Source organism: Micromonospora sp. NPDC049044 (genome assembly GCF_040649215.1).
Taxonomy (GTDB): domain Bacteria; phylum Actinomycetota; class Actinomycetes; order Mycobacteriales; family Micromonosporaceae; genus Micromonospora.
Genome location: NZ_JBEZFA010000001.1, coordinates 331,455 through 353,539, shown reverse-complemented (window position 1 = coordinate 353,539; position 22,085 = coordinate 331,455). Strand labels below are relative to the sequence as shown.

Annotated in this window: 20 protein-coding genes and 1 tRNA gene; 11 read left to right on the top strand and 10 right to left on the bottom strand. The window is 70.4% G+C overall.

Annotation, left to right across the window (positions count from 1 at the left end):
* Positions 1-236 precede the first annotated feature (236 nt).
* Positions 237-2,021, bottom strand: a complete 1,785-nt coding sequence (locus tag AB0B85_RS01550) for an ABC transporter ATP-binding protein (protein WP_357402340.1) — start codon at positions 2,019-2,021, stop codon at positions 237-239.
* Complete coding sequence (locus AB0B85_RS01545) at positions 2,018-3,799, bottom strand: ABC transporter ATP-binding protein (RefSeq protein WP_357402338.1); 1,782 nt, start codon at positions 3,797-3,799, stop codon at positions 2,018-2,020. The genes AB0B85_RS01550 and AB0B85_RS01545 overlap by 4 nt, the downstream gene beginning before the upstream one ends.
* A gap of 506 nt (positions 3,800-4,305) precedes the next feature.
* Here AB0B85_RS01545 and AB0B85_RS01540 point away from each other — a divergent pair.
* The 3 genes from AB0B85_RS01540 to AB0B85_RS01530 all read left to right on the top strand — a co-directional run bounded on the left by AB0B85_RS01540 (position 4,306) and on the right by AB0B85_RS01530 (position 8,137).
* Complete coding sequence (locus tag AB0B85_RS01540) at positions 4,306-4,605, top strand: hypothetical protein (RefSeq protein WP_357402336.1); 300 nt, start codon at positions 4,306-4,308, stop codon at positions 4,603-4,605.
* Positions 4,606-5,040: 435 nt separating this feature from the next.
* Positions 5,041-7,905, top strand: a complete 2,865-nt coding sequence (locus tag AB0B85_RS01535; RefSeq protein ID WP_357402334.1) for a BTAD domain-containing putative transcriptional regulator — start codon at positions 5,041-5,043, stop codon at positions 7,903-7,905.
* Positions 7,906-7,990: 85 nt separating this feature from the next.
* Entirely contained in the window at positions 7,991-8,137 is a 147-nt protein-coding gene (locus tag AB0B85_RS01530; RefSeq protein WP_357402332.1) for a hypothetical protein, read from the top strand.
* Positions 8,138-8,263: 126 nt separating this feature from the next.
* Here the strand turns inward: AB0B85_RS01530 and AB0B85_RS01525 are convergent, their stop codons facing one another.
* The 3 genes from AB0B85_RS01525 to AB0B85_RS01515 all read right to left on the bottom strand — a co-directional run bounded on the left by AB0B85_RS01525 (position 8,264) and on the right by AB0B85_RS01515 (position 12,077).
* A complete protein-coding gene (locus tag AB0B85_RS01525) occupies positions 8,264-10,072 on the bottom strand; it encodes a S9 family peptidase (protein WP_357402330.1) in 1,809 nt (602 codons plus the stop codon).
* Positions 10,073-10,266: 194 nt separating this feature from the next.
* Complete coding sequence (locus AB0B85_RS01520) at positions 10,267-10,929, bottom strand: response regulator transcription factor (RefSeq protein ID WP_357402415.1); 663 nt, start codon at positions 10,927-10,929, stop codon at positions 10,267-10,269.
* Complete coding sequence (locus AB0B85_RS01515; RefSeq protein WP_357402328.1) at positions 10,917-12,077, bottom strand: histidine kinase; 1,161 nt, start codon at positions 12,075-12,077, stop codon at positions 10,917-10,919. The genes AB0B85_RS01520 and AB0B85_RS01515 overlap by 13 nt, the downstream gene beginning before the upstream one ends.
* Positions 12,078-12,208: 131 nt before the next feature.
* On the opposite strand from AB0B85_RS01515, the gene AB0B85_RS01510 reads away from it, so the two are divergent.
* Together AB0B85_RS01510 and AB0B85_RS01505 are read left to right on the top strand one after the other, a co-directional pair.
* On the top strand, positions 12,209-12,610 hold the full coding sequence (locus tag AB0B85_RS01510) for a DUF6069 family protein (protein ID WP_357402326.1): 402 nt from the start codon (positions 12,209-12,211) through the stop codon (positions 12,608-12,610).
* Complete coding sequence (locus AB0B85_RS01505; protein ID WP_357402324.1) at positions 12,607-13,062, top strand: hypothetical protein; 456 nt, start codon at positions 12,607-12,609, stop codon at positions 13,060-13,062. Before AB0B85_RS01510 ends, AB0B85_RS01505 begins: the two co-directional genes overlap by 4 nt.
* Before the next feature lie 33 nt (positions 13,063-13,095).
* Here the strand turns inward: AB0B85_RS01505 and AB0B85_RS01500 are convergent, their stop codons facing one another.
* From AB0B85_RS01500 to AB0B85_RS01480, 5 genes are all read right to left on the bottom strand, one after another.
* Positions 13,096-14,268, bottom strand: a complete 1,173-nt coding sequence (locus AB0B85_RS01500; RefSeq protein ID WP_357402322.1) for a ferritin-like domain-containing protein — start codon at positions 14,266-14,268, stop codon at positions 13,096-13,098.
* Entirely contained in the window at positions 14,265-15,104 is an 840-nt protein-coding gene (locus tag AB0B85_RS01495) for a PhnD/SsuA/transferrin family substrate-binding protein (RefSeq protein ID WP_357402320.1), read from the bottom strand. Before AB0B85_RS01495 ends, AB0B85_RS01500 begins: the two co-directional genes overlap by 4 nt.
* Positions 15,101-16,231 carry an acyl-CoA dehydrogenase family protein gene (locus AB0B85_RS01490; protein WP_357402318.1) on the bottom strand — a complete coding sequence of 377 codons (1,131 nt, stop codon included), beginning with the start codon at positions 16,229-16,231 and terminating at the stop codon, positions 15,101-15,103. The genes AB0B85_RS01495 and AB0B85_RS01490 overlap by 4 nt, the downstream gene beginning before the upstream one ends.
* Before the next feature lie 81 nt (positions 16,232-16,312).
* Positions 16,313-16,408: transfer RNA gene (locus AB0B85_RS01485), tRNA-Sec, on the bottom strand.
* Positions 16,409-16,421: 13 nt separating this feature from the next.
* Entirely contained in the window at positions 16,422-16,844 is a 423-nt protein-coding gene (locus AB0B85_RS01480) for a MerR family transcriptional regulator (RefSeq protein ID WP_357402316.1), read from the bottom strand.
* Between the two features lie 186 nt (positions 16,845-17,030).
* Between AB0B85_RS01480 and AB0B85_RS01475 the strand changes: the two genes are divergently transcribed.
* The 6 genes from AB0B85_RS01475 to AB0B85_RS01450 all read left to right on the top strand — a co-directional run bounded on the left by AB0B85_RS01475 (position 17,031) and on the right by AB0B85_RS01450 (position 22,081).
* Positions 17,031-17,492, top strand: a complete 462-nt coding sequence (locus AB0B85_RS01475) for a hypothetical protein (protein ID WP_357402314.1) — start codon at positions 17,031-17,033, stop codon at positions 17,490-17,492.
* 259 nt (positions 17,493-17,751) lie between these two features.
* A complete protein-coding gene (locus tag AB0B85_RS01470; RefSeq protein WP_357402312.1) occupies positions 17,752-18,798 on the top strand; it encodes an NAD(P)-binding domain-containing protein in 1,047 nt (348 codons plus the stop codon).
* 5 nt (positions 18,799-18,803) lie between these two features.
* Positions 18,804-19,109, top strand: coding sequence for a hypothetical protein (locus AB0B85_RS01465; protein WP_357402311.1), 306 nt, complete (start codon positions 18,804-18,806; stop codon positions 19,107-19,109).
* Entirely contained in the window at positions 19,109-20,359 is a 1,251-nt protein-coding gene (locus AB0B85_RS01460) for a cysteine desulfurase (RefSeq protein ID WP_357402309.1), read from the top strand. Before AB0B85_RS01465 ends, AB0B85_RS01460 begins: the two co-directional genes overlap by 1 nt.
* Entirely contained in the window at positions 20,356-21,321 is a 966-nt protein-coding gene (locus AB0B85_RS01455) for an ATP-binding cassette domain-containing protein (protein WP_357402307.1), read from the top strand. The genes AB0B85_RS01460 and AB0B85_RS01455 overlap by 4 nt, the downstream gene beginning before the upstream one ends.
* Positions 21,314-22,081: an ABC transporter permease gene (locus AB0B85_RS01450; protein ID WP_357402305.1), complete on the top strand. Its 768-nt coding sequence runs from the start codon at positions 21,314-21,316 to the stop codon at positions 22,079-22,081. Before AB0B85_RS01455 ends, AB0B85_RS01450 begins: the two co-directional genes overlap by 8 nt.
* Positions 22,082-22,085: the final 4 nt, after the last annotated feature.

Below are 22,085 nucleotides of genomic sequence, written 5' to 3'. Positions count from 1 at the left end.
GACCAGACTTCCCGGCGCACCGGAACCCATCGTACCGGGCGCCGGGCGCCGTACCGCCTCGACCACCTGCTGCCGGCGGTGTCCCTCGACCTGTGTCGCGCGCCACTCGCTGACCGATGCGGCCAGCGGGCCGCAGGCGACCGCCATCACCATCACGCGCCCACCGGCTCCTCGGCGGGAGCGGAAACGGGAAGAACGATAAGCGAACCGCATCCAGCGGAATGGATGCAGGACCCCTAGCCCGGGTCGCCGAGGTATGCCCGTTCCTGGAGCCCGTACAACTCGGCGTAGACACCGCCGGTGGCCATCAGTTCGGCGTGGCTGCCCGTCTCGGCGATGCGGCCGTCGCGCAGCACCACGATCCGGTCCGCCATCCGTACGGTGGTGAACCGGTGTGACACCAGCACGACGACGGCGCCGCGCAGTGTGGCGGAGCGCACCTGCTCGAGATAGCGCAGGAACAGATTGTGCTCGGACAGCGGATCCAGCGCCGCGGACGGCTCGTCGAGGATCACGCAGAGCGTTGTCCCGTCGTTCTTCAGCAGCGAGCGGCTGAGTGCCACCTTCTGCCACTGGCCGGCGGACAGTTCGCTGCCGCCGAAGCCGAGTGGGGTTTCCAGGCCGTGGGGCAGCCCGGCCACGACGGGTGCCGCGTCGGCGCGCTCCGCGGCCTCGGCGACAGCCGCCCTGTCCCGGATCCGGCGAATGTTCCCCACACCGATGGACTCTCGGACGAGCAGATAGAACCGGGAGAAGTCCTGGAAGACCCCGGAGGTGCGGTTCTGCCAGCCGGTCCGGTCGATCCGACTCATCGGTATGCCGTCCACGCTGATCTGCCCCGCGGTCGGATCGTAGATGCCGGCGAGGAGCTTCACCAGCGTCGACTTACCGGCGCCGTTCTCACCCACCAGCGCCACGGTCTGGCCCGCCGGCAGGTCCAGGTCGATGTCGTGTAGGACGTCGGCTGGCGCACCCGGGTATCGGAAACTGACGCCGGTCAGCGTGATTCCGGAGGTGAGCGTGGCTGGCGCGGCGACTCCGGGCCGCGCGTACCGCTGCGCATAGTCGCGCAGCCACCAGTAGTGGCGGACGACCTGGCTCGCCTCGGCCACCGTGCTGAAGCCGTCGAGTGCGGCCCGGAGCTGCATCAGTAGTTGGGTCGCGAGGGCGACCACGAGAACCACGTCACCCGCGCTGGCCCGGCCCTCACGCGCCAGGTTTCCGACGACCAGGAGTGTGATCAGCAGACCCGCGGCATATCCGAGCCACGCGAGCGACTGCACGGCCACCCCACGAAGTTGTTCGGACGCCTCCCGGTCCGTCGCCGCGTCCCAGAACGCTCCGGCCCGCCGGCCCAACTCGCCGGCGCTCCCGGCGATGATCAGTTCCTTGACCGGCTCGGGAGTGACACACATCTGGTGAAGTCGCTGTTCGTGTCGGACGAGTTGTGCAGTGGCGTCCCGGACCTCGCGCAGCCGCCGGTCGGCCCGGCGGGCGGCCAGGATGAGCGGCACGCCCAGCAGGCCGAGCAGGCACAGCCCCGGACTCACCGAGGCGAGCAGGGCGAGGCTGAGCAGGAGGCTGGCTGTGGTGGCTGTGGCGCCGAGCACCGACCAGGGCAGCGCCGCCAGCGACCCGGTGCTCATCCGTAACCGGTTCAGCCGGTCGAGATGCGCGCTCTGCTCGACGTGGGCCACCGTGGGGATGCCGGACACCGTCCGTTGGATCTCCTCGCTGAGCGCCAGCTGCACGCGACCGTTGAGGTACAGCAGGACGTTGCCCTGCACGCGGCCCAGCGCACCGCCGATGCCCTGCGCCGCGGCACCCAGCAGCACGGCACCGGCGATCCCGAGGGCCAGCCGGGCGGTGGCTGCGTCGACGAGCAGGCGCTGGCTGAGCGCGGTCGCGGCGACGACGCCACCCTGGCTGAGGATGAGGAACGGCATCAGGATCGAGTTGCGGCGGTCGACGCGCAGAGCCAACCGGACGATGCGCCGCAGGAGACGCAGCCAGTTTCTCATCGCGACTCCGCTCGGTAGTGGAATGCTCCGGCCTGCAAGGCGAAGAACCGGGCGTAGTCACCGCCGGCGGCGAGCAGCTCACTGTGACTTCCGCTCTCCGCCACCCGCCCGTCGCGCAAGAGCACGATGCGGTCCGCGGGACGTACGGTGGACAGACGGTGGGAGATCAACACGGTCGTCACGTCGGGCACCCGGCTGACGACCTGCTCGTGGAACTCCGCTTCGGCCCGCGCGTCGAGGTGTGCCGTCGGCTCGTCGAGCACGATCAGTCGGCGGCCGGCGTGCACGGCGTAGAGGGCACGGGCGAGAGCGATGCGTTGCCACTGGCCACCGGAGACGTCGGTGCCGTCGTCGCCCTCGCGCCACATCGAGGTGTCCAGCCCGTCGGGCAGGGCGTCCACCAGCGCACCCGCGCCGGCCAGGTCGAGTGCCTTCCGTACGGCGTCGTCGTTCACGGGCAGTTCAGGCGCGCCGAGCGCCACGTTGTCGCGCAGGCTGGCGGGGTAGCGAACGAAGTCCTGGAAGAGCACCGTCGTCCGGCGGCGCCACTCCGGGAGGGAAGGCTCTCGTCCGTCGACGGTGATCCGGCCGCTGTCGGGGCGGTACAACCCGCAGAGCAGCTTCACGAAGGTGGTCTTGCCGACGCCGTTCGCACCGACCACGGCGAGTTTCTCACCGGGATGAAGCGTCAACGACAGCCCGTCCAGCGTTGGTCGCTGTCGGCCGGGGTAGGTGAACACGACGTCCTCGAGGCAGACCGTCGGTGGCCCGCCCGTCGCCGTTGGCCCTTCGACGCCTGGGGCGGTGCCCGCGTACCGGGCGGTCAGTTCCTCAGTTGCCTGCATGCCGCGCAGGCCGTACTCGATGTCGTAAGCCTCGAAGCCCATGCCGGAGATGGCGAAGATCCCCCAGGCCGCCAGCACGTAGGTGATCAGCTCGTCGGGTCGCAGCCTGCCGTCGGCGGTCGCCATCGCGGGCACGGCGAGTGCTGCGGCGGCCATCGCGGTGATCAGGACGAAGGTCAACCACTGCCGGCGCAGCACGCTCCACAGGCCACGCCATACCTTCCCGTACGCGATCATGCCCATCGCCCGGAAGCGCATGCCGAGCCAGTCCGTCAAGCCGTACATTCGGACGTCGTGTGACGCCGCGGTGACCGCCAGTTCGGAGAGGTAGAGCAGCTTGCGTTGACTGACCGGGTCGGCGTCGAGCACGTCGATCAGCCCGATCCACTGCCGGCGCAGCATCGTCCGTACACCCAGCGAGACCACGAGCAACGACACCGCCAGGACTGGTGAGAACCGGGCGAGCAGGAGGGTCGCGGCGGCCGCGCCGACCATCCGGAACCACAGGGTCAGCTGGCCGACCGCCGCGGCGCCGGCCGAGCGGCGGCGGCTCATGCTGACGCCTCCGTCGATCACCCGCTCGGCGCGGTCCTGGAACTCGGCGCTCTCCAACTCGCCGAGACCGGGCGCCGAGGCCGCGAGGGAACGGACGGTCGCGCGTAGGCTGCCATCGATCCGCCGGGCGACAAGCGTGCCGAGCGCCGTGCGGAGCAACCAGCCGGTCTGGTCGAGAAAGAGCAGGCCGGCGACGATGCAGGCCCTGGCCGGGCTCGGCCGCGCCACGAGGTATCCGACCGCCAGAGCGTGCAGGGCCGGCAGAACCGCCCCGAGTGCCTGAAGCGCGAACAGGGCTCCCGCCGGCCGGGCGCCGCCGCGTACCAGTAGCCGGAGCAACCGGTTCCGTGCCGCGATCCGGTCCCATGCGGCTCTCATGAACTCTCCGATCCGTTCAGGGACGGTCCGTCCGGCGGTGACCTGCCACTCTGCGGTCGGGGAGATCTGACCCGGTCTCGTGTGGGCCTACCTGCGACCGGGCCCAGCGCGGCCAACGCGGGACGACGATGGCGACAGCTTCATCAATCTCCGCGGACCAGCCATCATCGTTCACCCGAAGGGTCTCTCGCCATCCCGAAAACCGCGACGGCCGCGGTAGGGCGGACAGCGTGCCGGCAGGCTGCCGCTCGTTCGCGCTGGCGCTCGCGGTGCACCCGGTCGCCGGGTGCCGCCGCCGCACGGCACCCGGTGTCGCCGGTGTGGCCCTTCCGTCGCGGTCGTGGCGATCCGCCCGGTCGGATCGCGCGCGGTGGGCAGGGCAGCAGAGGTGCAACCTTCGTCGGGCACCGGTCACTGGTTTGCGCGACATGTTTGCGCGACATGTGCCGGCGTCTCTGGCTGACCAGAATCGAGAGCTGACCATCCCCGACCGAACGAGGTGTCTCATGCGCAGGATCACGACCATCGGCCTGACCGCCGGCCTGACCGCCGGCATGGTGGCGGCGGTCGCCGTCGCCGGCCCCGCCCAGGCCGCGTACAGGTACCCGTACACCACGATCTGCAGCCCGACCACGACCGTGTACGCCGACTCGGCCCTGACCCAGCCGGTGCGTACGGTGCCGGTCGGTACCTGGGCCGACGTGTTGGCCTTCGCCGCCGGCAGCGACCAGGTCCAACTGTGGGACGACCCGACTGGCGCGTCCTACTGGGTCGCTTCCTCGTGTCTGCGCGTCGTCAAGCACTGAGGCACCCTGTTCCATCGGCGCGGTTCTGAGGAGGCGGTCTTGCCGAGCGAGCATCTGATCGAGTCGGACGGTGGTGGGGCGCTGCCTCGCCCGGCCCGTTCCGCTCGGCAGGGCTGCCCTTCGAACGGTTGGCGCTGTGCACCGAGCCGGCGGACGGCAATGACCGGGCCGATCCCACGGCCGCCCTGAGCGTCGCCAGCACACTGACCGGTGCGGAGGGGGCCATCGGGTGTCTGCGCGCCGTGCGCCCCCGTCATCCGACAGCCGACGCAGGATGGTCGACATCGTCGTCGTCTTTCGCACGGCACTGGTACCGAGGCCCCTCCGCAGCGGTCCCAAGGAGGATCATCGAGAGCACTTTCCGTATCCTTCCCGTATTCTTCCCAACGCTGGGACACGTCACATTCGACAGCGCTGGGCACTGGGAAGGACGTGGTGGAATTCCGGGTGCTGGGTCCGGTCGAGGTGTGGAGTGGTGGGAGCCAGCTGCACTTCGCTCGACGTCAGCAGCGGGTGCTCCTGGGGATCCTCGCGCTGGAGGCAAACCAGCTGGTTACCGGCGATCGGCTGATCGACCTGCTGTGGGGAGAACGTCCGCCCGCGCGAGCACGGGCAGTCGTCCAGACCCGGTTGTCCGAGGTCCGTGCGATCCTCGACCTCGCTGAGCGTCCCGATCCGCCCGCGTCATTGGAGACGGTCAGCGGTGGTTATGTCCTGCGGACTGCACCCGAGCAGGTCGACGCACGGCGCTTCCGGGACATGTTCAGCGGCTGGCGGGACTGCGGCTCCGAGGTGGAGTCACGGATGTTGCTTCGGTCGGCGTTGGCGCTCTGGCGCGGGCCGGTACTTGGTGGCTGGTTACCGCCGGACACCCAGGCCATCCTGAGTCAGGGCCTCGAAGCGATGCGCCTGACCGCTACAGAAGACCTGTTCGACATCGAGCTACGGCTCGGTAACCATCGGCAGGTCGTCGACGAGGTTGTCGAGCTGGTCAGCCAGCACCCGACCCGGGAGCGGTTGATTGGTCAGATGATGCGTGCCCTCGCCGCGGCCGGGCGAGGTCCCGAGGCACTGCAGTCCTTCGACCGCTGGCGGCGATGGCTGCGGGATGAACTGGGCACCGACCCCTCCAGCGAGATCCAGGCCATCCACCTGGCGGTTCTGCGGGGCGCTGACAACCAGGTCGCGGAGGGCGACAGCCGTGCGGCGGTCGCCACCGCGCAGCCGCCACCTCACGCTGGCGGTGATCCGCCGAGTTCGTCGGCCGGGTTCCAACTCAGCACGCCGCGGAACCTTCCCGCGGACATCGCCGACTTCTCCGGGCGAGAGTCGGAGGTGGCCGCTGTCGAGCAGGTCGTGCTGGGTCCCGGCGACGGAGCGCGCATCGCCGTGATCTCCGGGCCCGCCGGGGTCGGCAAGACCGCGCTCTCCATCCACGTCGCCCACCGACTTGTCGGCTCCTTTCCGGACGGACAGCTCTACGTCAACCTCCACGGGATGGACAGCAGCAGGCCACTGGATTCATTCGAGGTCCTCGGCCGGTTCCTTCGCACACTCGGCGTCGACGGGCTGCACCTACCCGCCGACCTCGACGAGCGGGTGGACCTCTACCGGGGGCTGCTCGCCGACCGGCGGATACTGCTCCTGCTCGACAACGCCGCCGACGACGACCAGCTGCTGCCCCTCATTCCCGGCGGCGCTTCGTGCGGGGTGATCGTCACCAGCCGGGCCCGGCTGGGCCCCACCCTCGGTGCCCGCGGCCTGGCTCTCGAGGTGATGGAAGCCCAGGACGCTGTAGCGCTGCTGTCCCGGCTCGCCGGCCCACGTGCCGTGCTCGACGAGATGTCCACCGCCTCCCTGATCCGCCGCTGCGCGTACCTGCCGTTGGCGATCCGGATCGTTGGTGCCAAACTCGCAGCGAAGCCCCACTGGACCGTCGACAAGCTTGTCCGGATGCTCGACGACGAACGCATCCGACTGGATCAGCTCTCCCACGGGCACCTCGACGTCCGCGCGAGCATCGCCCTGAGCTACCAGGGGCTGAGCCCGGCGGCGCGGACGCTGCTGTGCCGACTGGGTGACATCGACCTTCCCGAGGTCAGTGTCTGGCTCGCCACCGCGCTGCTCGCCACCACTGCCGAGCGGACCGACGAGTTGCTTGAGCAGCTGATAGATGCCCAACTGATGGACTTCGCCGGTCGCTCGGCGTCTGGTCAACCGCGTTACCGGCTGCACGACCTGGTACGTCTCTTCGCCAGGGAGCGGGCCTCGCTGGAGGCCCGCCCCGAGGAGTTGTCGGCGGCGCGCGCCCGCGCCTACGGCGCCACCCTGGACGTCATCGAGCGACTCATCCACGCGCTGTACGGCGGGCTCAGCCTCACGGTGCGGGGTGCTACCCAACGGTGGAAGGTCGACGAGACCCTCGTCGGAACGTCAACGACCGAGCTGCTCGAGTGGTTCGACGTCGAGCGGTCGACGATCGTGTCGGTTGTCGATCGAGTGGCGCGAGAGGGATTGAGCGAGACCGCCTGGGATCTCGCCTGCGCCGCCTCGCCGCTCTTCCCGCTCCGCGGCCAGTACGACGACTGGCAACGCGTACTGGACATGGCCGGGGAGAGCGCGCAAAAGGGAAATGACGCTCGAGGCCAGGCAGCTGTTTCCTATCGAATGGGGATGCTGGCTCTCGACCGCCAGGAGTTCGACAGGGCCGATGAATACCTCCACCGAGCGAGAGGGCTCTTCGAGGCTGTGGAGGACACCCACGGCGCTGCGTCGGTGGACGCCTACCTCGCCATGGTGATGCGTTTTCAGAGCCGTCCCGACGCGGCCCTGGACCGCTACTCGTTGGCGCTGGCGGGTCTGCGCGAGGCCGATGACCCGGGCGGCGTCGCCTTCGTTCTGCGCGGCATGAGCCAAGCCTGCATGGATCTCGGCGACGAGGAGCAGGCCACGGCGTACCTGACCGAGTCCCTTGAGATCTACGAGACGCTCGGCTGCCCGCCGATGGGCCGTGGGCAGGCCCTGTTCTGGCAGGGCATGCTCCTGCTGAGGTCAGGCCGGCACGAGCAGGGAGCCCCGCTGTTCGACCAGGTTCTGACGATCACCACGCTGCTCAAGGATCGGAACGGGCAGGCTCAGGCACTACGCGGACTGGGCATCTGTCACCACCGGACGGGCGACATGGCGCAGGCGCGAGCTGCGCTCGATGAGGCGCTTCGGCTGGTGCAGCAGCCAAGGCCGTCGATCGTGGAAGCGTTCATCCGGCGGACCATTGCCGAACTCTTCGGCGACTCGGGGTGACCGCGCCGAAGGCTGCTGCCCCACAGTGAATGGGAAAGGGGCTAGCATCCCTGTTCGTGGGAATACCAGCCTAGGAGGTTGACCGTTGAGAAAGCGCATCACCATCGTGGTAGCTACTCTGGCCGTGGCACTCGCTGCCGGCGTTCCCCAGTTGGCCGCACCGTCGTCGGCGGGCTCGCAGCCCGCGCCGGTCGTCGCCAAGGCCTGTGACTGGTGCGCGCCGGGGCACTGAGCGGCAGCACCAAGAACCCCTTCCGGATCGCCTGACAGGGAGTTCGGGGCGGGTGGGCGAGAAACTCCCATCCGGCCAGCGGCCGCGTCCCGCTCGCGTGGCGCGGCCGCTCCTGCTCGGTCGGCCTCAGCCGCCGAGGTGCTTGATGAGAAACTCACCGGCATCCGCGAAGGCCTTGGCCTGGTTGTCACGGCGGAGCAGGCCGTGGCCTTCGTCCGGGAAGACCTCGTAGCGCACCTCCACGCCACGCGACCGCAGTCGGTCGACGATCTGGTCGCTCTCGTGCCGTGGAACGCGAGGATCGTTGGCACCCTGGATGACCATCAGGGGTGCCTCGATCCGGTCGGCGTGGGTCACCGGTGAGCGTGCCAGCAACCGATCCGCGTCGGTCTCCGGGTCACCGATCACCGCGGCCACCAACGAACGCCACGTCGGAGGCGACGCCTTCGCCAGCGTGACCAGGTTGCTCGGTCCATAGAGGTCGACCCCGGCAGCCCAGTTGAGCTCCGGCAGGCGGCTGAGACACGACAACACCGCGAAGCCGCCGTAGGACGCACCCATGACGCCGATGCGGTCGGGGTCGACCCATTCCTGGGTACGCAGGTAGGCGACGGCGTCGGCGAGGTCGGTCAGATCGCCCCCGCCCCAGTCACGGTTGACCAGGTCCGAGTAGGTGCGACCGTAGCCGAGGGAGCCCCGGACGTTGGGCGCGAAGACACCGAGGCCGTGGGCCAGGAGATACTGGTAGAAGCCGTCGTGCATGTAGACCGGCAACTCCTGCCAGGCAGGCCCGCCGTGAATCGAGATCAGGACTCCGGCCTTCCCGGGGCGTTCGGGGCGGTAGAGGTATCCCGGGATCTGGCGGCCGTCCTGCGCCGGATAGCGGACCAACGTCGGCTGGCGGAAGGTGGCGGGGTCGGCGGCGACCGGCCGAGCGTCGCTCAGCCACCTGAACTCTTCGTCCTTGAGATCAATCAGGAGGATGTTCCACGGACGGGTTGCCGTGGAGAGCCGCAGCACGACGAAACGCCCGTCTTCGGACACGGTCAGCCCGGTAGCCGCGCCGGCGGGCAGCTCCGGCATCCGGATGTCGGCCCCGGTGATGAGATCGCGTCCGCGCAGTTGGGAGAAACCGTCGACATTGACGTTCCACACCAGCACCCGGCCGTCGCCGGAGAGAGCGACCTCCTCCACGTCCCACTCAGGAGTGTCCAGCCAGGTGAGGGCTCCGGTCGTCGCGTCCATCACCGCGAGCCCGGTGAACTCCCTGTCGACATTCGACATGACCAGGAAGCCGTCGCCGTCCTTCAACCACGGGCCCAACCAGTAGGTCGCGACCCCGCTGTGCGGTGTCAACGAGCGCGGCTCGGAGCCATCGAGGGAGACGACATGTACGAGGTGGTCACCATTTGTGGTCCGCCATTCGGCGACGGTGAGTCGGGATCCGTCGGGAGACCAGTACCCGGGGTAGGCCCTCCCGCCGCCGGTGTAGATCCGGCGCACCTCGTCGGTCGACACGTCGAGCACCAGCACGTCCTGGTCGGCGGGGTTCCGGTCGTTGCCGCAGTAGGCGACGAACCGGCCGTCGGGCGAGAACGGCTCGCCGAGGGCGGCCGAATACTGCACCTCCGGCGTGTCGGTCAGCTGCACCGGGGTTCCGCCGGCGGAGTCGATCCGGTGCAACTGCGTGTTCTCGTCCCCGTTGTCGTCGGCGAGGAACAACAGCCACTCACCGCCGGGATGCCAGGCCACCCGCCGGACCGTCGAGTCGGTGCCGGCGGTCAGGCGACGCGTGGCGCCTGTCGACAGTGCCTGTGTGACGAGGTTGAACTGACCGTTGGCGTCATCGACGTAGGCGATCGAGTCCCCATCGGGAGCGATGACCAGCGTCGGCAGAAACCTCAGGTCTGACTGGAAGTCGCGGTATCCGGGCATGTAGGGATCTTATGCACTGCATGCCCTGCGGTCGCCATGCCGATTTTTGCGGGACCAGCCGTCGCGCGAGGCGCCGGCCCACAGGTCTGACCATCGATGCGGATCACGCCGTGGCGCGCCCTGCCGGGGGTGGTGGTCCGTTTCGCCGTGCTGGTCCGGCCGACGCCGCTGGTCCGGCGAGCCGGCGAGGCGGGTCAGAGGAGCCGGCCGTCGTGGGCGAGCAGGGCGATCTGGGTACGGTTGTCGAGGTCCAGCTTGGTCAGGATGTGCGAGACGTGGGCCTTCACCGTCGTCACGCTCATCAGCAGGTCGCTGGCGATCTCGGCATTGGCGCGCCCCTGTGCGATGGCCAGCACGACGTCGCGTTCCCGGGGTGTGAGCAGGGCCAACCGTTCGTGCGCCTGCTCGTAGGACTCGGCCCCGGAGGCGACCCGCTGCATGAGGCGGCGCGTCACGCCCGGAGACAGCATCGGGTTCCCGGCGGCTACCGCGCGGACCGCCTGACTGATCTGCTCGGGCGGGGTGTCCTTGAGCAGGAAGCCGCTCGCTCCGGCGCGGAGGGCTCGCAGCACGTGCTCGTCCGTGTCGAACGTGGTGAGCACGATGATCTCGGGTGGCCGGTGGCGGCGCCGCAGGCGCTCGGTGGCGGTGATGCCGTTGACGCCGGGCATCCTGATGTCCATCAGCACCACGTCGGGCTGGTGCCGGTCCACCGCCGTGATCGCCGTGGCGCCGTCGGCGGCCTCGCCCACGACGGCGATCCCGTCGGCGCCGTCGAGCATCAGCGTGAGCATTCCCCGTACGAGAGGATCGTCGTCGACGATGACGACCCGGATCGGCGCGGTCACCTCGGCCACGGCAGCCACGCGGTGAGGTGGAACCGACCCGTGGCGTCGACCTGGTGGGCGACCCGACCGCCGGCGAGCGCGGCCCGTTCGGCGAGGCCGATCAGGCCGGTGCCGGTGCCGGCGGTGGCGCCGCCGTCGGGTGTGGTCGGGTTGCTCACCGCGATGCTCAGGCCGGAGCCGGGCCCGCCGCCGAGCACCAGCCGGACCGGCTGGCCGGCGGCGTGCTTGCGGGCGTTGGTAAGTGCCTCCTGCACGATCCGGTACCCGGTGCGGCCGACCGTCGGGGGGACCTCGACCGGCTGGCCGAACGGGTCGTCGACCTCGATCTGTTGCCCGGCCGCCCGCGCCTCGTCGACCAGGCGCGGCAGGTCGGCGAGGGTCTGTCCGGGTGGTGCGTCGGTCGGTGACTCGGCGTCGTCGTTGCGCAGCAGGGTGATGACCTCGCGCAACTCGTCGAGGGCGTGATGTGCGCTGGCCCGGATCACCCCGGCGGCGGCGCTGAGCCGCTCGGGCGGCGCGTCCGGTCGGTACTCCATCGCGCCGGCCGCCGCCGCCAGCAGCGACAACCGGTGGGCCAGCACGTCGTGCATCTCCCGCGCGATCCGGTTGCGCTCCGCCGCCCGCGCCTCGCCGACGCGTCGTTCCTGCTCCTGCTCGGCCCGCCGCGCTCGGTCCCGCAGCGCCGCCAGCAGGGCGTTGCGGGCCCGCGCCCAGGTGCCCCAACCGAGCAGGGCCGCGTACGCGATCGTCATCAGCAGCAGCCGCCACCCGTACGGCAGGCTGGGCACCGGTCGCCAGATCGCCTGCGCCGCCTCGCCCGCCACGCCGACCGCGGCCACCGCCGCCGCCCGCCGAAACGGCAGGTTGCGGGCGACGATCAGCACCGCGAAGCTGGCCACCGGCGTGGCCACCGGGGAGAGCGCGACGAGCAGGCCGGCCAGCACGCCGCCGATCTGCGGGCGGCGCAGGACGACCGGAACGAGGGCCAGGGCGACCACCGCCAGCGCGACGTCGACGCCGACCAGGTCGACGGAGCTGGACCGGCTGGCGGACCACAGCATTGTCGCGACGAGGGCGCCGATCGCCACGGTCGTCACTGCCACCGGGACGTGACGCCACGTCCGCGGCGGCTCGACCTCGCACGTCGCCGCATCCATATCGCGCAGGCTACTGGGCTCGCGGCGGGCCGGACCACCTTCTTTGGGAGTACGCCCCGCCGCCGGGAGACGTAGCCGCGACGGCGTCCGGGCCGACGCGTCGGGCCCGACCCGGTCCACACACTCGGACCATGACCAACAAACTTCTCCTGGGCCGAGCCGCGGTGGCGGCCGGCGCGATCGTGGTGGCGGTGGCCGAGTTCGCGCTCCTGCACTCGGCGGCCGGCGTCGATGTGGCGGTCAGCTCAGCGAACTCGACCCGGCAGATCACGGTGGCGGCGGTCATCGTGGCCGCGGCGGTGGCGGCGCTGGGCGGCTGGGCGCTGCTCGCGGCGCTGGAACGCGGCACCGACCGCTCCCGCGTCTGGTGGACCTCGATCGCGGTAGCGGTCCTGGCGTTGTCGCTCGTGGTCGGGCCACCCAGTGGTGTGGGCGGGGGAGCGAAGGCGACCCTCGCGCTGCTGCACCTGAGCGTCGGCGTCATCCTCATCCTCGGCCTGCCCCGATCGCGTCCGGCGGGGGCGAACCGATGACCGCACTGACCGTACGCAAACAGGACGGGGCCTTCGTCCTCGACACCGTGGCGCGTGCTGCGCTGCGTACCGGCTGGACCTGGCGGTGCGGTGAGATCCACACCGGCACCGGCCGCTGGACCGTCGAACCGACCGGCCGCCGACGGATCGGGTTCACCGCCCGGGGCGAGTACGGCGTGCCGGTCCGGCTCGACCCGGGCCGGTCGCACGTGCCGGGGCCCGGCGGGGTGGCCCGCTGGATGCCCGGCCGTAGCGGTGGTGAGCTGGTACGCGACGGGCACCGCCTCGCGGTGCGCCTTCCCCGCCGACTCGGCGGGCCGATCCGCGTCGAGGTCACCGGTGACTGGGCGGAGTTGGAGTTGGTGGTGCTCACCGCCTGTTTCGCGCTCATGAGTCGGCGGCGGCGACGCACCCTGATCATGATGGCGGCCGTCAGCGGGGGGAGTGGGTGACCACCTCGCCGCCGGCGCGGGCGCGGGCCTGTCTCACATGAAGTTGCGGGTGTGCAGGGCGGAGAGTTCGGCCGCCTCGTCGTCGGGGAAACCCAGGCGGGTCAGGTGCCGGCGGCGGGTTTCGTCCATGTCGGCCTGCAGCTTCAGCACGGCCCGGTGCCCGCGGGTCAGCGCCTCCGGGGACCAGTCGCCGGCGGCCAGCAGCAGCAGAGCATCGAAGACGTCCTGGTTCAGTCCGGCGGTGTCGAGGAGTACGTCGTGGCGCCGTTCGATGGCATCGCGCAGCCGGCCCAGCATCGTGCGGTCCGTCGCCGACTGGTGTTCCAGGTGCGCCACGCCGAACGCGACGTGCCGCGCCTCGTCCACCCGGGCCAGCCTGGTCACCGAGCGGGTAAGTGGGTCGGGGGCGTGACGGTCGAGAAAGGCGAGCAGGCTCAGGAAGCTGCCCTCACCAAGGACGGAGAGCAGGAACGAGGCCAGTGTGAAGTCGGGCTCGGCCAGCAGCGACGCCAGGGAGGCCCGGCCGCCGGCCGACGAGGTGCCCATCTGGCCGCCGCTGTGCAGCGCCCGGCGGGTGAAGACCTCCACGTGGCGGGCCTCGTCCGCAGCCTGCACGGCGAGCAGGCCGACCACCTCGCGGAAGTGCGGATGGATCCGGGTCAGCAGGCGGGCCGGGATGACCAGGGCGGCCTGCTCGTTCTCGACCAGGTAGGTCATCACCTGGACGACGGCCGCCTCGACGTCCGCGGGCAGTGTGAACGCGGTGTCCCAGGGGACCGCCGTCGCCGGGTCCCATTGCGCGGCGGCGGCGTGCGCGTAGAGGCGCGGGGCCAGGTCGGCCCAGACGATGTCGCGGTCGGCCAGGTCGTACACCGGCTCGGGACCGCCGGCTTCGAGCCGCGCGCCGCGTGCGGCAAGCCCCCAATGGGCCGGGGGCCGGCGGACCACAGCGCCCGGCTCACCGGCCCGCTCGGCCCGCGCCCAGCGGTCCGCGTCCTGCCGCCCCTTCGTGACCTCGACGGCACCGGCGGCGGCCGGGGTGGTGCCGTGCCCGGCCGAACGGCACCAGGCACGCAGGTGCAGTGCCAGGAACGGGTCACGGCCGGTGACTGTCACCCGACTTCCCGGGGGGAGACCGGCCAGGGCCTTCTGCAGCAGCAGGCGCCCACCGGTGTCGAACGGTAGGCCGGCCAGGTCGAGTCTCACGGCCGGTATTCCGCTGCGGTCACCCGTCCCTCGGCGTCGTAGAAACCGGACTCGGTCACGGCGGACTCCAGCAGCGCGTACCCGCTGGTGCGGCCGTCTTCCCAGGAGGTGAGGCCCTCCATGTCGAGCAGCGGCCGAACGGCCGGGTCGTCGTACGACATCGCCCGCAGCAGCGTCGCGAACCGCTCCGCGTCACCGGTCACCGTCATGTTGCAGTGGTCGAACAGGTCGGTGGTGGTGAGCAGCCGGGTGCTGCCGGGCGGCAGCACGCCCTCTTTGGTGAACAGCAGGTGGTTGGCGTCGAGCACGCAGGCGGCGTCGACCTCGCCGGCCATCAGGGCGCGGGCGGCGTCGCGTTCGCCACCCACGTGGTCGCCGTGCAGGCCGACGCCGATGTCGAAGCGGCGGACCGTGAAGTCGGTGCCGGCCGACAGGCCCTGACGGCGCAGGTGTTCCAACGGCAGCAGGGTGGCCTGCGGCGAGTCGACGGCACCGGTGGCGACAGTGCGGCCGCGCAGGTCGGCGACCGAGGTGATGCCGGCGTCGGCCCGGACGACCACGGCGCTGGCCAGGTCGCGGTCGGTGTCGCGCATGACGAGCGCCGTCACCGACCGGCCCTGGGACCGGGCCAGCCGGCTGGCCCTGACCCAGGCGAGCGGAGAGTTCCATGCGGCGTCGATCCGACCGGCGATCAGGTCCTCGACCTGGCGCTCGTAGTTCGAGTAGAGCACGTAGTCGAACGACAGGCCGGCGGACACGAACCAGGCGCGGAACCCGTTCCAGATCGAGACGACCTTGGGGTCGTACGCGACGGCGCCCATCAGGACGGTCGTCATGACGCGGCCTCGGCGAACAGGGGCAGGCCGAGGGAGGCGCGGCCGACGAAGTCGTACAGGGCGTCGGTGGTGGGCGCCATCACCCGGGCCGCCAGCGCGTCTCGGAAGTGGCGTTCGATGCCGAGCTCCTTGCGGAAGGCCGAACCGCCGGCGAGCCGCATCACCTCGCCCGCGACCGACACCGCCGTCTCGCCGGCGACCGCCTTGACCTGCAGCGCGCGCAGCGGGGCGGCGGGGCCGCCGGACGCGAGCTCGGCGAGGGTGGCGGTCAGGAACGCCCGGGTCACGTCGACCTGGGTGCGCACCTGGGCGAGGGACGCCCTCGGCACCGGTTGCTCGGCAAGCGTCTGCCCGAGGTGTTCGAGTCGGGCGTGGGTGAGGTGGTCGGTGGCCAGCCCTGTCAGGGTTTCCATGATCCCCAGCGAGAACGCGGCGCTCAGCACTGTGAACACCGGCAGCACTTCACTCAGGGCCAGGTCGAGCCCGGCGCCGTCCGCGCCGAGCCCGGCGTCGACCGGGATGAGGGCGTCCGTCGCGGTGATCGGGCGGGAGGCGTTGCCGCGCAGGCCGACGCCGTCGAACGGGCCGGCCACCACGAGGCCGGCGGTCCGTGCCGGCACCAGCCACAGCGTCATGCCGTCGCCGGTCAACGGCAGGCTGGACCAGACGTAGCTGTCGGCCTCGCCGGCCGAGGTGACCCAGCTCTTGCGGGCGTTGAGGGTGACCTTGTCGCCGGTGGCGGTGGCTGTGGAAAGGGGCGCCCAGAAGTGGCTCCGCGAGCCGTGCTCCGAGAACGCCAGCGTGGTGAGGTGCCGTCCGGCGGCGATCTCCCGGCGGACGTCCGGCGGCCCGTGCCGTTCGATGGTGGCGGTCGCGGCGTAGTGCATCAGGACGACCATCGCTGTCGATCCGCACACCCCGGCGATGGTCTCCACCACCTCGGCCGCCGCGTCCAGGCCGAGGCCGGCGCCGCCGACCTCCGGCGCGCTGGTCAACCCGAGCAGGCCCGCCTCGCCGAGCGCGGTGATGCCGGCGCGAGGATAGGCCCCATCCCTGTCCACAGTGGCCGCCTGCGGCCGAATGACGTTATCCAGAACGGTCTGCAGTGCGTCATGGAATCCCGTCATGCGTCCCCCCGGTGTGCCGCAAGTCGGACGCGACCGAGCATAACTCAAGCGGACTCGATCGAACCATGTCGTTTGGTCGATTGGCGGAGGTGGACGGGAATCGAACCCGCCGGACGGGCACTACCCGTCCCACCCGCTTTGAAGGCGGGGAGGCCCACCAGGTACCTGAACACCTCCGCCGGGCAGCGTACTAGCTCGCGGCGCCCGCGTGGTGACCCGCGGTGTGCAGGAGATCCCCCAGGCCGCATCGGCAGTCGGTCACGCTGCTGCAGCCCGCCCGCACCACCTCGAGCAGTTGCGAGCGGATCTCCTGCAGGTGGTGGATCCGTTGATCAATTTCGGCCAGCTTGCCTTCGAACTGCTCGGTCAGCCCGCGCGGCAGCGTACGGCGCGGTACGTCGATCAGCATCGGAATCTCGTCAAGCTTGAAGCCGAGTCGCTGGGCCAGTTTGATCTTGCGGACCCGGTCGACAGCGTCGCGTGGATAGAGCCGGTGGCCGCCATGACTGCGCGCCGGCGGGGTCAGCAGCCCGCGCCGCTCGTAGTAGCGCAGCGTCTGGATGTTGACGCCGGCCAGCCTCGCCAGTTCCCCGGTCCGAAGTGACTCTCGCATCTGTCCGTCCCCCGTTCGGTCGTCGACCGGGCCTGCACGGTCGTACGCGCCGCTATGGAGGCGAAGTGTAACGGCGTCGTCGCACAATGGGGTGTGTCGATGGATCGCGGGTTGCAAGCGGTACCTGGGTACGGGGTTACGGTCGACACGGCTTGGCGAACTGCCAGAAGAGATTGGAGGGATGCCATGACCGTCGACCGCACGATGGACGGCGAGTTACTGGTCAGCCCGGACGACATCGCGGATCGACGCGCTCTGCCCGAACCCGACCGGCAGGTGATGTTCCGCCTGGCCGGGTTGTGGGGCGTCTCAGACGTCGACGGCATGCAGATGCCGCTCAACAGCGCCGAGTCCATCAAATCCGGTCAGGTCTGCATCATGCTGGACCCGGACAGCGGCCCGGAGGCCAACCTCGGCGTCATGGACTACGAGCGCCACTACCTGCGCGTGCGCTACGGCGTGCAGATGGTGTTCCCGGAGCTCTACAACCTGATCACCGAGGGGCGGCACGACCCCGGCCTGCTCTCACCCGTACGCGCCGTCGCCACTGACGACTGCGAGGTGCTGCCGGACTACTCCGGCTGGCGCGCGCTCGGCAAGCTCGACTTCCTGCCCGGCTCCTTATGGGCCGGCGCCAGCGGCGGTTGAGACGGCCGCATCGCCTCCAGTCTGGGGGACCAGCTCACCGGCCTTCGTGAGGGCCGTCCTGTCAACAGCCTCTACGAGAGCACCTTCCTGATCAATTGGCCGGCCCATCTGGGTGGCGGCCACAGTCACATCACGCTGCGCGGATCCATGGTTCTCATCCCCATGATGGGCACTAAATGATCTTGCGTGTCCTGCGATGGATGCCGGGCCGTTCGGGCCCGGCATTCTTCTCACCGCGCGCCGAACGAAGGACGCCCGCATGTACCTGAGCACCGCGCGGCCATGGTTCAGCTTCCTGGTGCACCCCCGCGACATCCGCGATCTCGACACGATCCGGGCGGCATCCCTACTGCGGCGCTACAGCGACACCGAGCAGGAGTACGTGGCCAAGGCCTGCACCCTGCCGCCGCTCGTCCTTGGCGACGTGCGGGTCCGGGGGGAGCAGGTGCTCGGCGAGGTGGTCTGCGCGGTGCGGATGCCCGAGCAGATGATGCTCGCCGAGGGCATGACAGCGGTAGTGGAATCGGCACTGCTCGCCGTGCAGCGGGGCACCGCCCTGATCGGGCTGGGTGCGCTCACCGCTCCGGCGATGGGCGGCGGCACCCGGCTGCTGCGCCACCTCCCGGCACAGGTCAAGGTGACAAACGGCAACGGCTACACGGCGGCGGTCACGCGGGACAACGTCCGCGAAGCGATCGACTATCTGGGGCTCGGCGGCCGGCCGCGGGTGGCGGTGGTGGGCAGCACCGGTTCGGTCGGCGGCGCGGCCTCCCGGCTGCTCGCCGAGGAGGACATCGACCTGGTCCTGCTGGGCCGCACCGAGCAGCGGGTCCGGCACCTGCTGGGTGACCTGGAGGGTCGGGCCACCCTCACCGCCGACCTGGACGTGGTGAAGACCGCGGACGTCGTGGTGACACTGACGCACGACCGCACCGCCGAACTCACCCCGGAACGACTCACGCCGGACACCGTGGTGATCGACGTGGCGGCACCGTACAACATCGCGCCGAGCCGCCGTCCCGAGTTCGCGCAGGCGGGCATCGCGGTCGTCAAGGGCGGCCTCGCCCACATTCCCGGCTTCCGTTGCGTCCACGACTTCGACCTGCCCGCGGCTGAGGACACGTTCGCCTGCCTGGCGGAGACCTACCTGATGGCGCGCGAAGGACTGTTCGAAAACTCGGTGGGCCGGCCCACCGCCGACTACGCCCGCCGGATGTCCGAGCTGGCCACCCGGTACGGCGTTCGCTCGCGGTCCATCGCCGGCGACATCGATCGCGCCATCGGCGCGGCTTCCAAGGAGATCTGATCGACATGCTTGACATCGCAGTGCTCGACTGCTGCGGGCCCGACGACAGCGCCGCCAGTCGCCAGTTCGTCGAGTTCCTCCGGCGCAAGGTCGGCGACCGCGCGCAGGTGCACTTCTACGACCCCGACCAGCCGTTCGGCCCCGAGCAGGTGCCGCTGCCACTGGCGGGCCGGCTGCGGGAGCAGGGCGCCAACACCGTGCCGATCCTGGCCATCGACGGCGACATGGTGGCTCAGGGTTCGCTGCCGGACTGGCTGGAATCGCTGGACATCATCAACAGCCGGCTTGCCGTACTGGAACGGGGAAACTGATGACGACGCTGCCCGTCGAGAAGATCCGGCAGGATTTCCCCACCCTCGCCGACGACGAGATCTACCTGGACAGCGTGGCCTCGTCGCTGACCCCGATACCTGTCGTCGAGGCGATGAACGACTACTACTTCCGGTATCGCGCGAACGTGCACCGTGGCAACTACGACGCCTCGCTGCGGGCCTCCGAGCAGTACGAAGCCGCGCTGCGTACGGTGGCAGCCTTCATCAACGCCTCGTACGAGGAGATCATCTTCACCACCAACACCACCATGTCGCTGAACATGGTCGCGTTGGCGCTGCAGTTGAACCCCGGCGACGAGATAGTGCTCTCCACCCTGGAGCACACCTCGAACATGGGACCGTGGTACCGGCTCGCCCAGCTCAACGGCGTCCGCCTGCGCTGGTACAACCCCGGGGCCGAGGGCGTCTTCGACCTCGACGAGTTCGCCACGCTGCTCAACGAACGCACCCGGGTGGTGGCCCTGACCTGGGTCTCCAACGTCCTGGGCACTGTCGTCCCGGTGCACGAGGTGTCCCGGCTGTGCCGCGAGCGGGGCATCCTCTACGTCGTCGACGCCGCCCAGGCCGTACCCCACCTGGCAGTGGACGTCCGCGCCGTGGACTGCGACTTCCTCGCGTTCTCCGGGCACAAGATGCTCGGGCCCACCGGGGTGGGCGTGCTGTACATGAAGAAGGAGCACGCCGAGCGGCTGATGCCACCGATCCTCGGCGGCGGCACCGTGGACACCTCCGCCGAGTGCACCTGCGAGACGCTCGAAAGCTGCGTGATCGACGACTCCCGGTTCAGCCCGCTACCGGACAAGTGGCAGGCGGGCACACCGCCGATCGCCGAGGCCATCGGGCTGGCCGCTGCCATGGACTACCTGGGGAAGATCGGCTTCCCCGCCGTCGAGGCGCACGACCGGGCGCTTGTCGGGCGGGCGCTGGCGGGCCTGACCTCTATCAAGGGCGTCAAGGTCTTCGGCTCGCACCGCGTCGAGGACACGTCAAGCATCCTCTCCTTCAACATCCAGGGGGTGCCGCCGGAGGAGGTCGGGCGGCTGTTGAACGGCCGCTACAAGGTCGCCGTCCGGGCCGGGAGCCACTGTGCCCTCTCGTACTTCCGCGGTGTCTCGCTGAGCGAGGGCACCAAGGGCAACGTGCGCGCCGGCTTCTACCTCTACAACACCCTGGACGAGGTGGACCGCTTCGTCGCGGCCGTCGACGAACTGGCCACGGTGCTGCGATGATCCGTGCGGAGAAGCTGGCCCGCGCCTACGGCGACACGCAGGCCGTGGCCGGGGTCGACCTCAGTGTGGACGGCGGGGAGATCTTCGCCTTCCTCGGGCCGAACGGGGCCGGCAAGACCACCACCGTCCGGATGCTCGTCACCCTGTTGCGGCCCACCGGCGGCAGCGCCTCGGTGGCCGGCTTCGACGTGGTCAAGCAGGCCGACCAGGTACGCCGGCGGATCGGTGTCACGCTGCAGGAGCTGTCGCTCGACCCGACCATGACCGCTGCCGACCTGCTCCGCCTGCACCTGGCCCTGCACGGCCTGACCAGGGACCGGGCCGCCGCGGCACGGGGCGCGGAACTGCTCGACGAGTTCGGCCTCGGCACTGTCGTCAAGAAGCCGGTGCTCGCCTATTCGATCGGCATGCGCCGCCGCCTCGACCTGGCCCTCGCGCTCGTGCACCGACCCCAGGTGCTGTTCCTCGACGAACCCACCACGGGTCTGGACCCGGCGAGCCGGCAGGCGATCTGGCAGCGGGTACGGCAGTTGCGGGCCGAAGGCGCGGCGGTCTTCCTCACCACCCAGTACATCGAGGAGGCCGACCAACTCGCTGACCGGGTGAGCATCATCGACAGTGGCGAGATCGTCGTGGAGGGGTCGCCCGAGCGGCTCAAGGCCACCGCCGGCAACAGCCGGCTGGAACTGGTCACCGAGGGCCCGCTGCCGGCGACCCTGGGCCAGTCGCTGGAGTCGCTCGCCCTGCTGCGGTCCACCGGCGACGGCACTGCCACAGTGGAGCTCGACAAGGACGAGGCCGACATCGCGGCGATCATCCGGGTCTTCGAACAGGCCGGCGTCACCGTACGCGGCATGCAGGTGCACCGGCCCAGCCTGGAGGACGTCTTCCTGGCGCACACCGGCCGGCAGTTGGAGGGCACGCACCAGCCGGCCGCCATGAAGGCGGTGACGCGTGGCTGACCTGGACGCGCTGCCCGCCCTGGCCCGCCGCTCGGCGCGGCAGACGCTCAGCCGGCCGCAGTTCCTGGCCCCGGTGCTGCTGCTGCCGACGATCTTCCTGGTGGCCTACTCCGGCGGCGCGGCCAGCCTGCGGCACCTGCCCGGTTTCCCGGCCGGCTACGGCATGTTCGACTACCAGATCGGCGGCGACATGCTGTTGTCCGCGGTGATGGCGGGCGTGATCGGGGGCATCGCGCAGATCGTCGACATCCAGGTCAGGTTCATCGACCGGCTGCTGCTCAGCCCGGTGCCACGCGGTCAGTTGCTGCTCGGCCGGCTGGCCGGCATCGGCCTGCTCGGCCTGCTCGGTGGCGTGGTGTTCAGCGTGATCGCGTTCGTCTTCGGCGCCCGGCCGGCGCGCGTCACCGACCTGCTGATCCTGTTCCTATTGCAGGCGCTGACCGCCGTGGCGTGGGGCTCGATCACCACCGGGGTGGCGTTGCGGACCGGGAAACCGAGCACAGTGCAGACGCTGCTGCCGCTCAGCATCGTGCTCGTGATGTTCTCGTCGGCGTTCGTGCCGCGCCGCCTGCTCGACGACCCGCTCGACACGATCGCCCGGTTCAACCCGCTCACCTACGTGAGTGACGCCCTGCACGAACCGTGGATCGGCGGCGTGACAACCGCCACCACGGTGAAGGCGCTCGTCGCGCTGGCCGTCCTCGGCCTGATCGGTGCGGGGCTCTGTGCCGGTTCCCTGCGGCACCGGGTCGAGGGGTGACGGC

What these genes read in the sequence shown, in the direction of transcription:
- AB0B85_RS01540 (WP_357402336.1), top strand. Translation starts at nt 4,306, where the DNA reads ATGCGCAGGATCACGACCATCGGCCTGACCGCCGGCCTGACCGCCGGC.
- AB0B85_RS01545 (WP_357402338.1), bottom strand. Translation starts at nt 3,799, where the DNA reads ATGAGAGCCGCATGGGACCGGATCGCGGCACGGAACCGGTTGCTCCGG.
- AB0B85_RS01495 (WP_357402320.1), bottom strand. Translation starts at nt 15,104, where the DNA reads ATGACGACCGTCCTGATGGGCGCCGTCGCGTACGACCCCAAGGTCGTC.
- AB0B85_RS01470 (WP_357402312.1), top strand. Translation starts at nt 17,752, where the DNA reads ATGTACCTGAGCACCGCGCGGCCATGGTTCAGCTTCCTGGTGCACCCC.
- AB0B85_RS01490 (WP_357402318.1), bottom strand. Translation starts at nt 16,231, where the DNA reads ATGACGGGATTCCATGACGCACTGCAGACCGTTCTGGATAACGTCATT.
- AB0B85_RS01550 (WP_357402340.1), bottom strand. Translation starts at nt 2,021, where the DNA reads ATGAGAAACTGGCTGCGTCTCCTGCGGCGCATCGTCCGGTTGGCTCTG.
- AB0B85_RS01465 (WP_357402311.1), top strand. Translation starts at nt 18,804, where the DNA reads ATGCTTGACATCGCAGTGCTCGACTGCTGCGGGCCCGACGACAGCGCC.
- AB0B85_RS01475 (WP_357402314.1), top strand. Translation starts at nt 17,031, where the DNA reads ATGACCGTCGACCGCACGATGGACGGCGAGTTACTGGTCAGCCCGGAC.
- AB0B85_RS01515 (WP_357402328.1), bottom strand. Translation starts at nt 12,077, where the DNA reads ATGGATGCGGCGACGTGCGAGGTCGAGCCGCCGCGGACGTGGCGTCAC.
- AB0B85_RS01460 (WP_357402309.1), top strand. Translation starts at nt 19,109, where the DNA reads ATGACGACGCTGCCCGTCGAGAAGATCCGGCAGGATTTCCCCACCCTC.
- AB0B85_RS01510 (WP_357402326.1), top strand. Translation starts at nt 12,209, where the DNA reads ATGACCAACAAACTTCTCCTGGGCCGAGCCGCGGTGGCGGCCGGCGCG.
- AB0B85_RS01455 (WP_357402307.1), top strand. Translation starts at nt 20,356, where the DNA reads ATGATCCGTGCGGAGAAGCTGGCCCGCGCCTACGGCGACACGCAGGCC.
- AB0B85_RS01505 (WP_357402324.1), top strand. Translation starts at nt 12,607, where the DNA reads ATGACCGCACTGACCGTACGCAAACAGGACGGGGCCTTCGTCCTCGAC.
- AB0B85_RS01525 (WP_357402330.1), bottom strand. Translation starts at nt 10,072, where the DNA reads ATGCCCGGATACCGCGACTTCCAGTCAGACCTGAGGTTTCTGCCGACG.
- AB0B85_RS01480 (WP_357402316.1), bottom strand. Translation starts at nt 16,844, where the DNA reads ATGCGAGAGTCACTTCGGACCGGGGAACTGGCGAGGCTGGCCGGCGTC.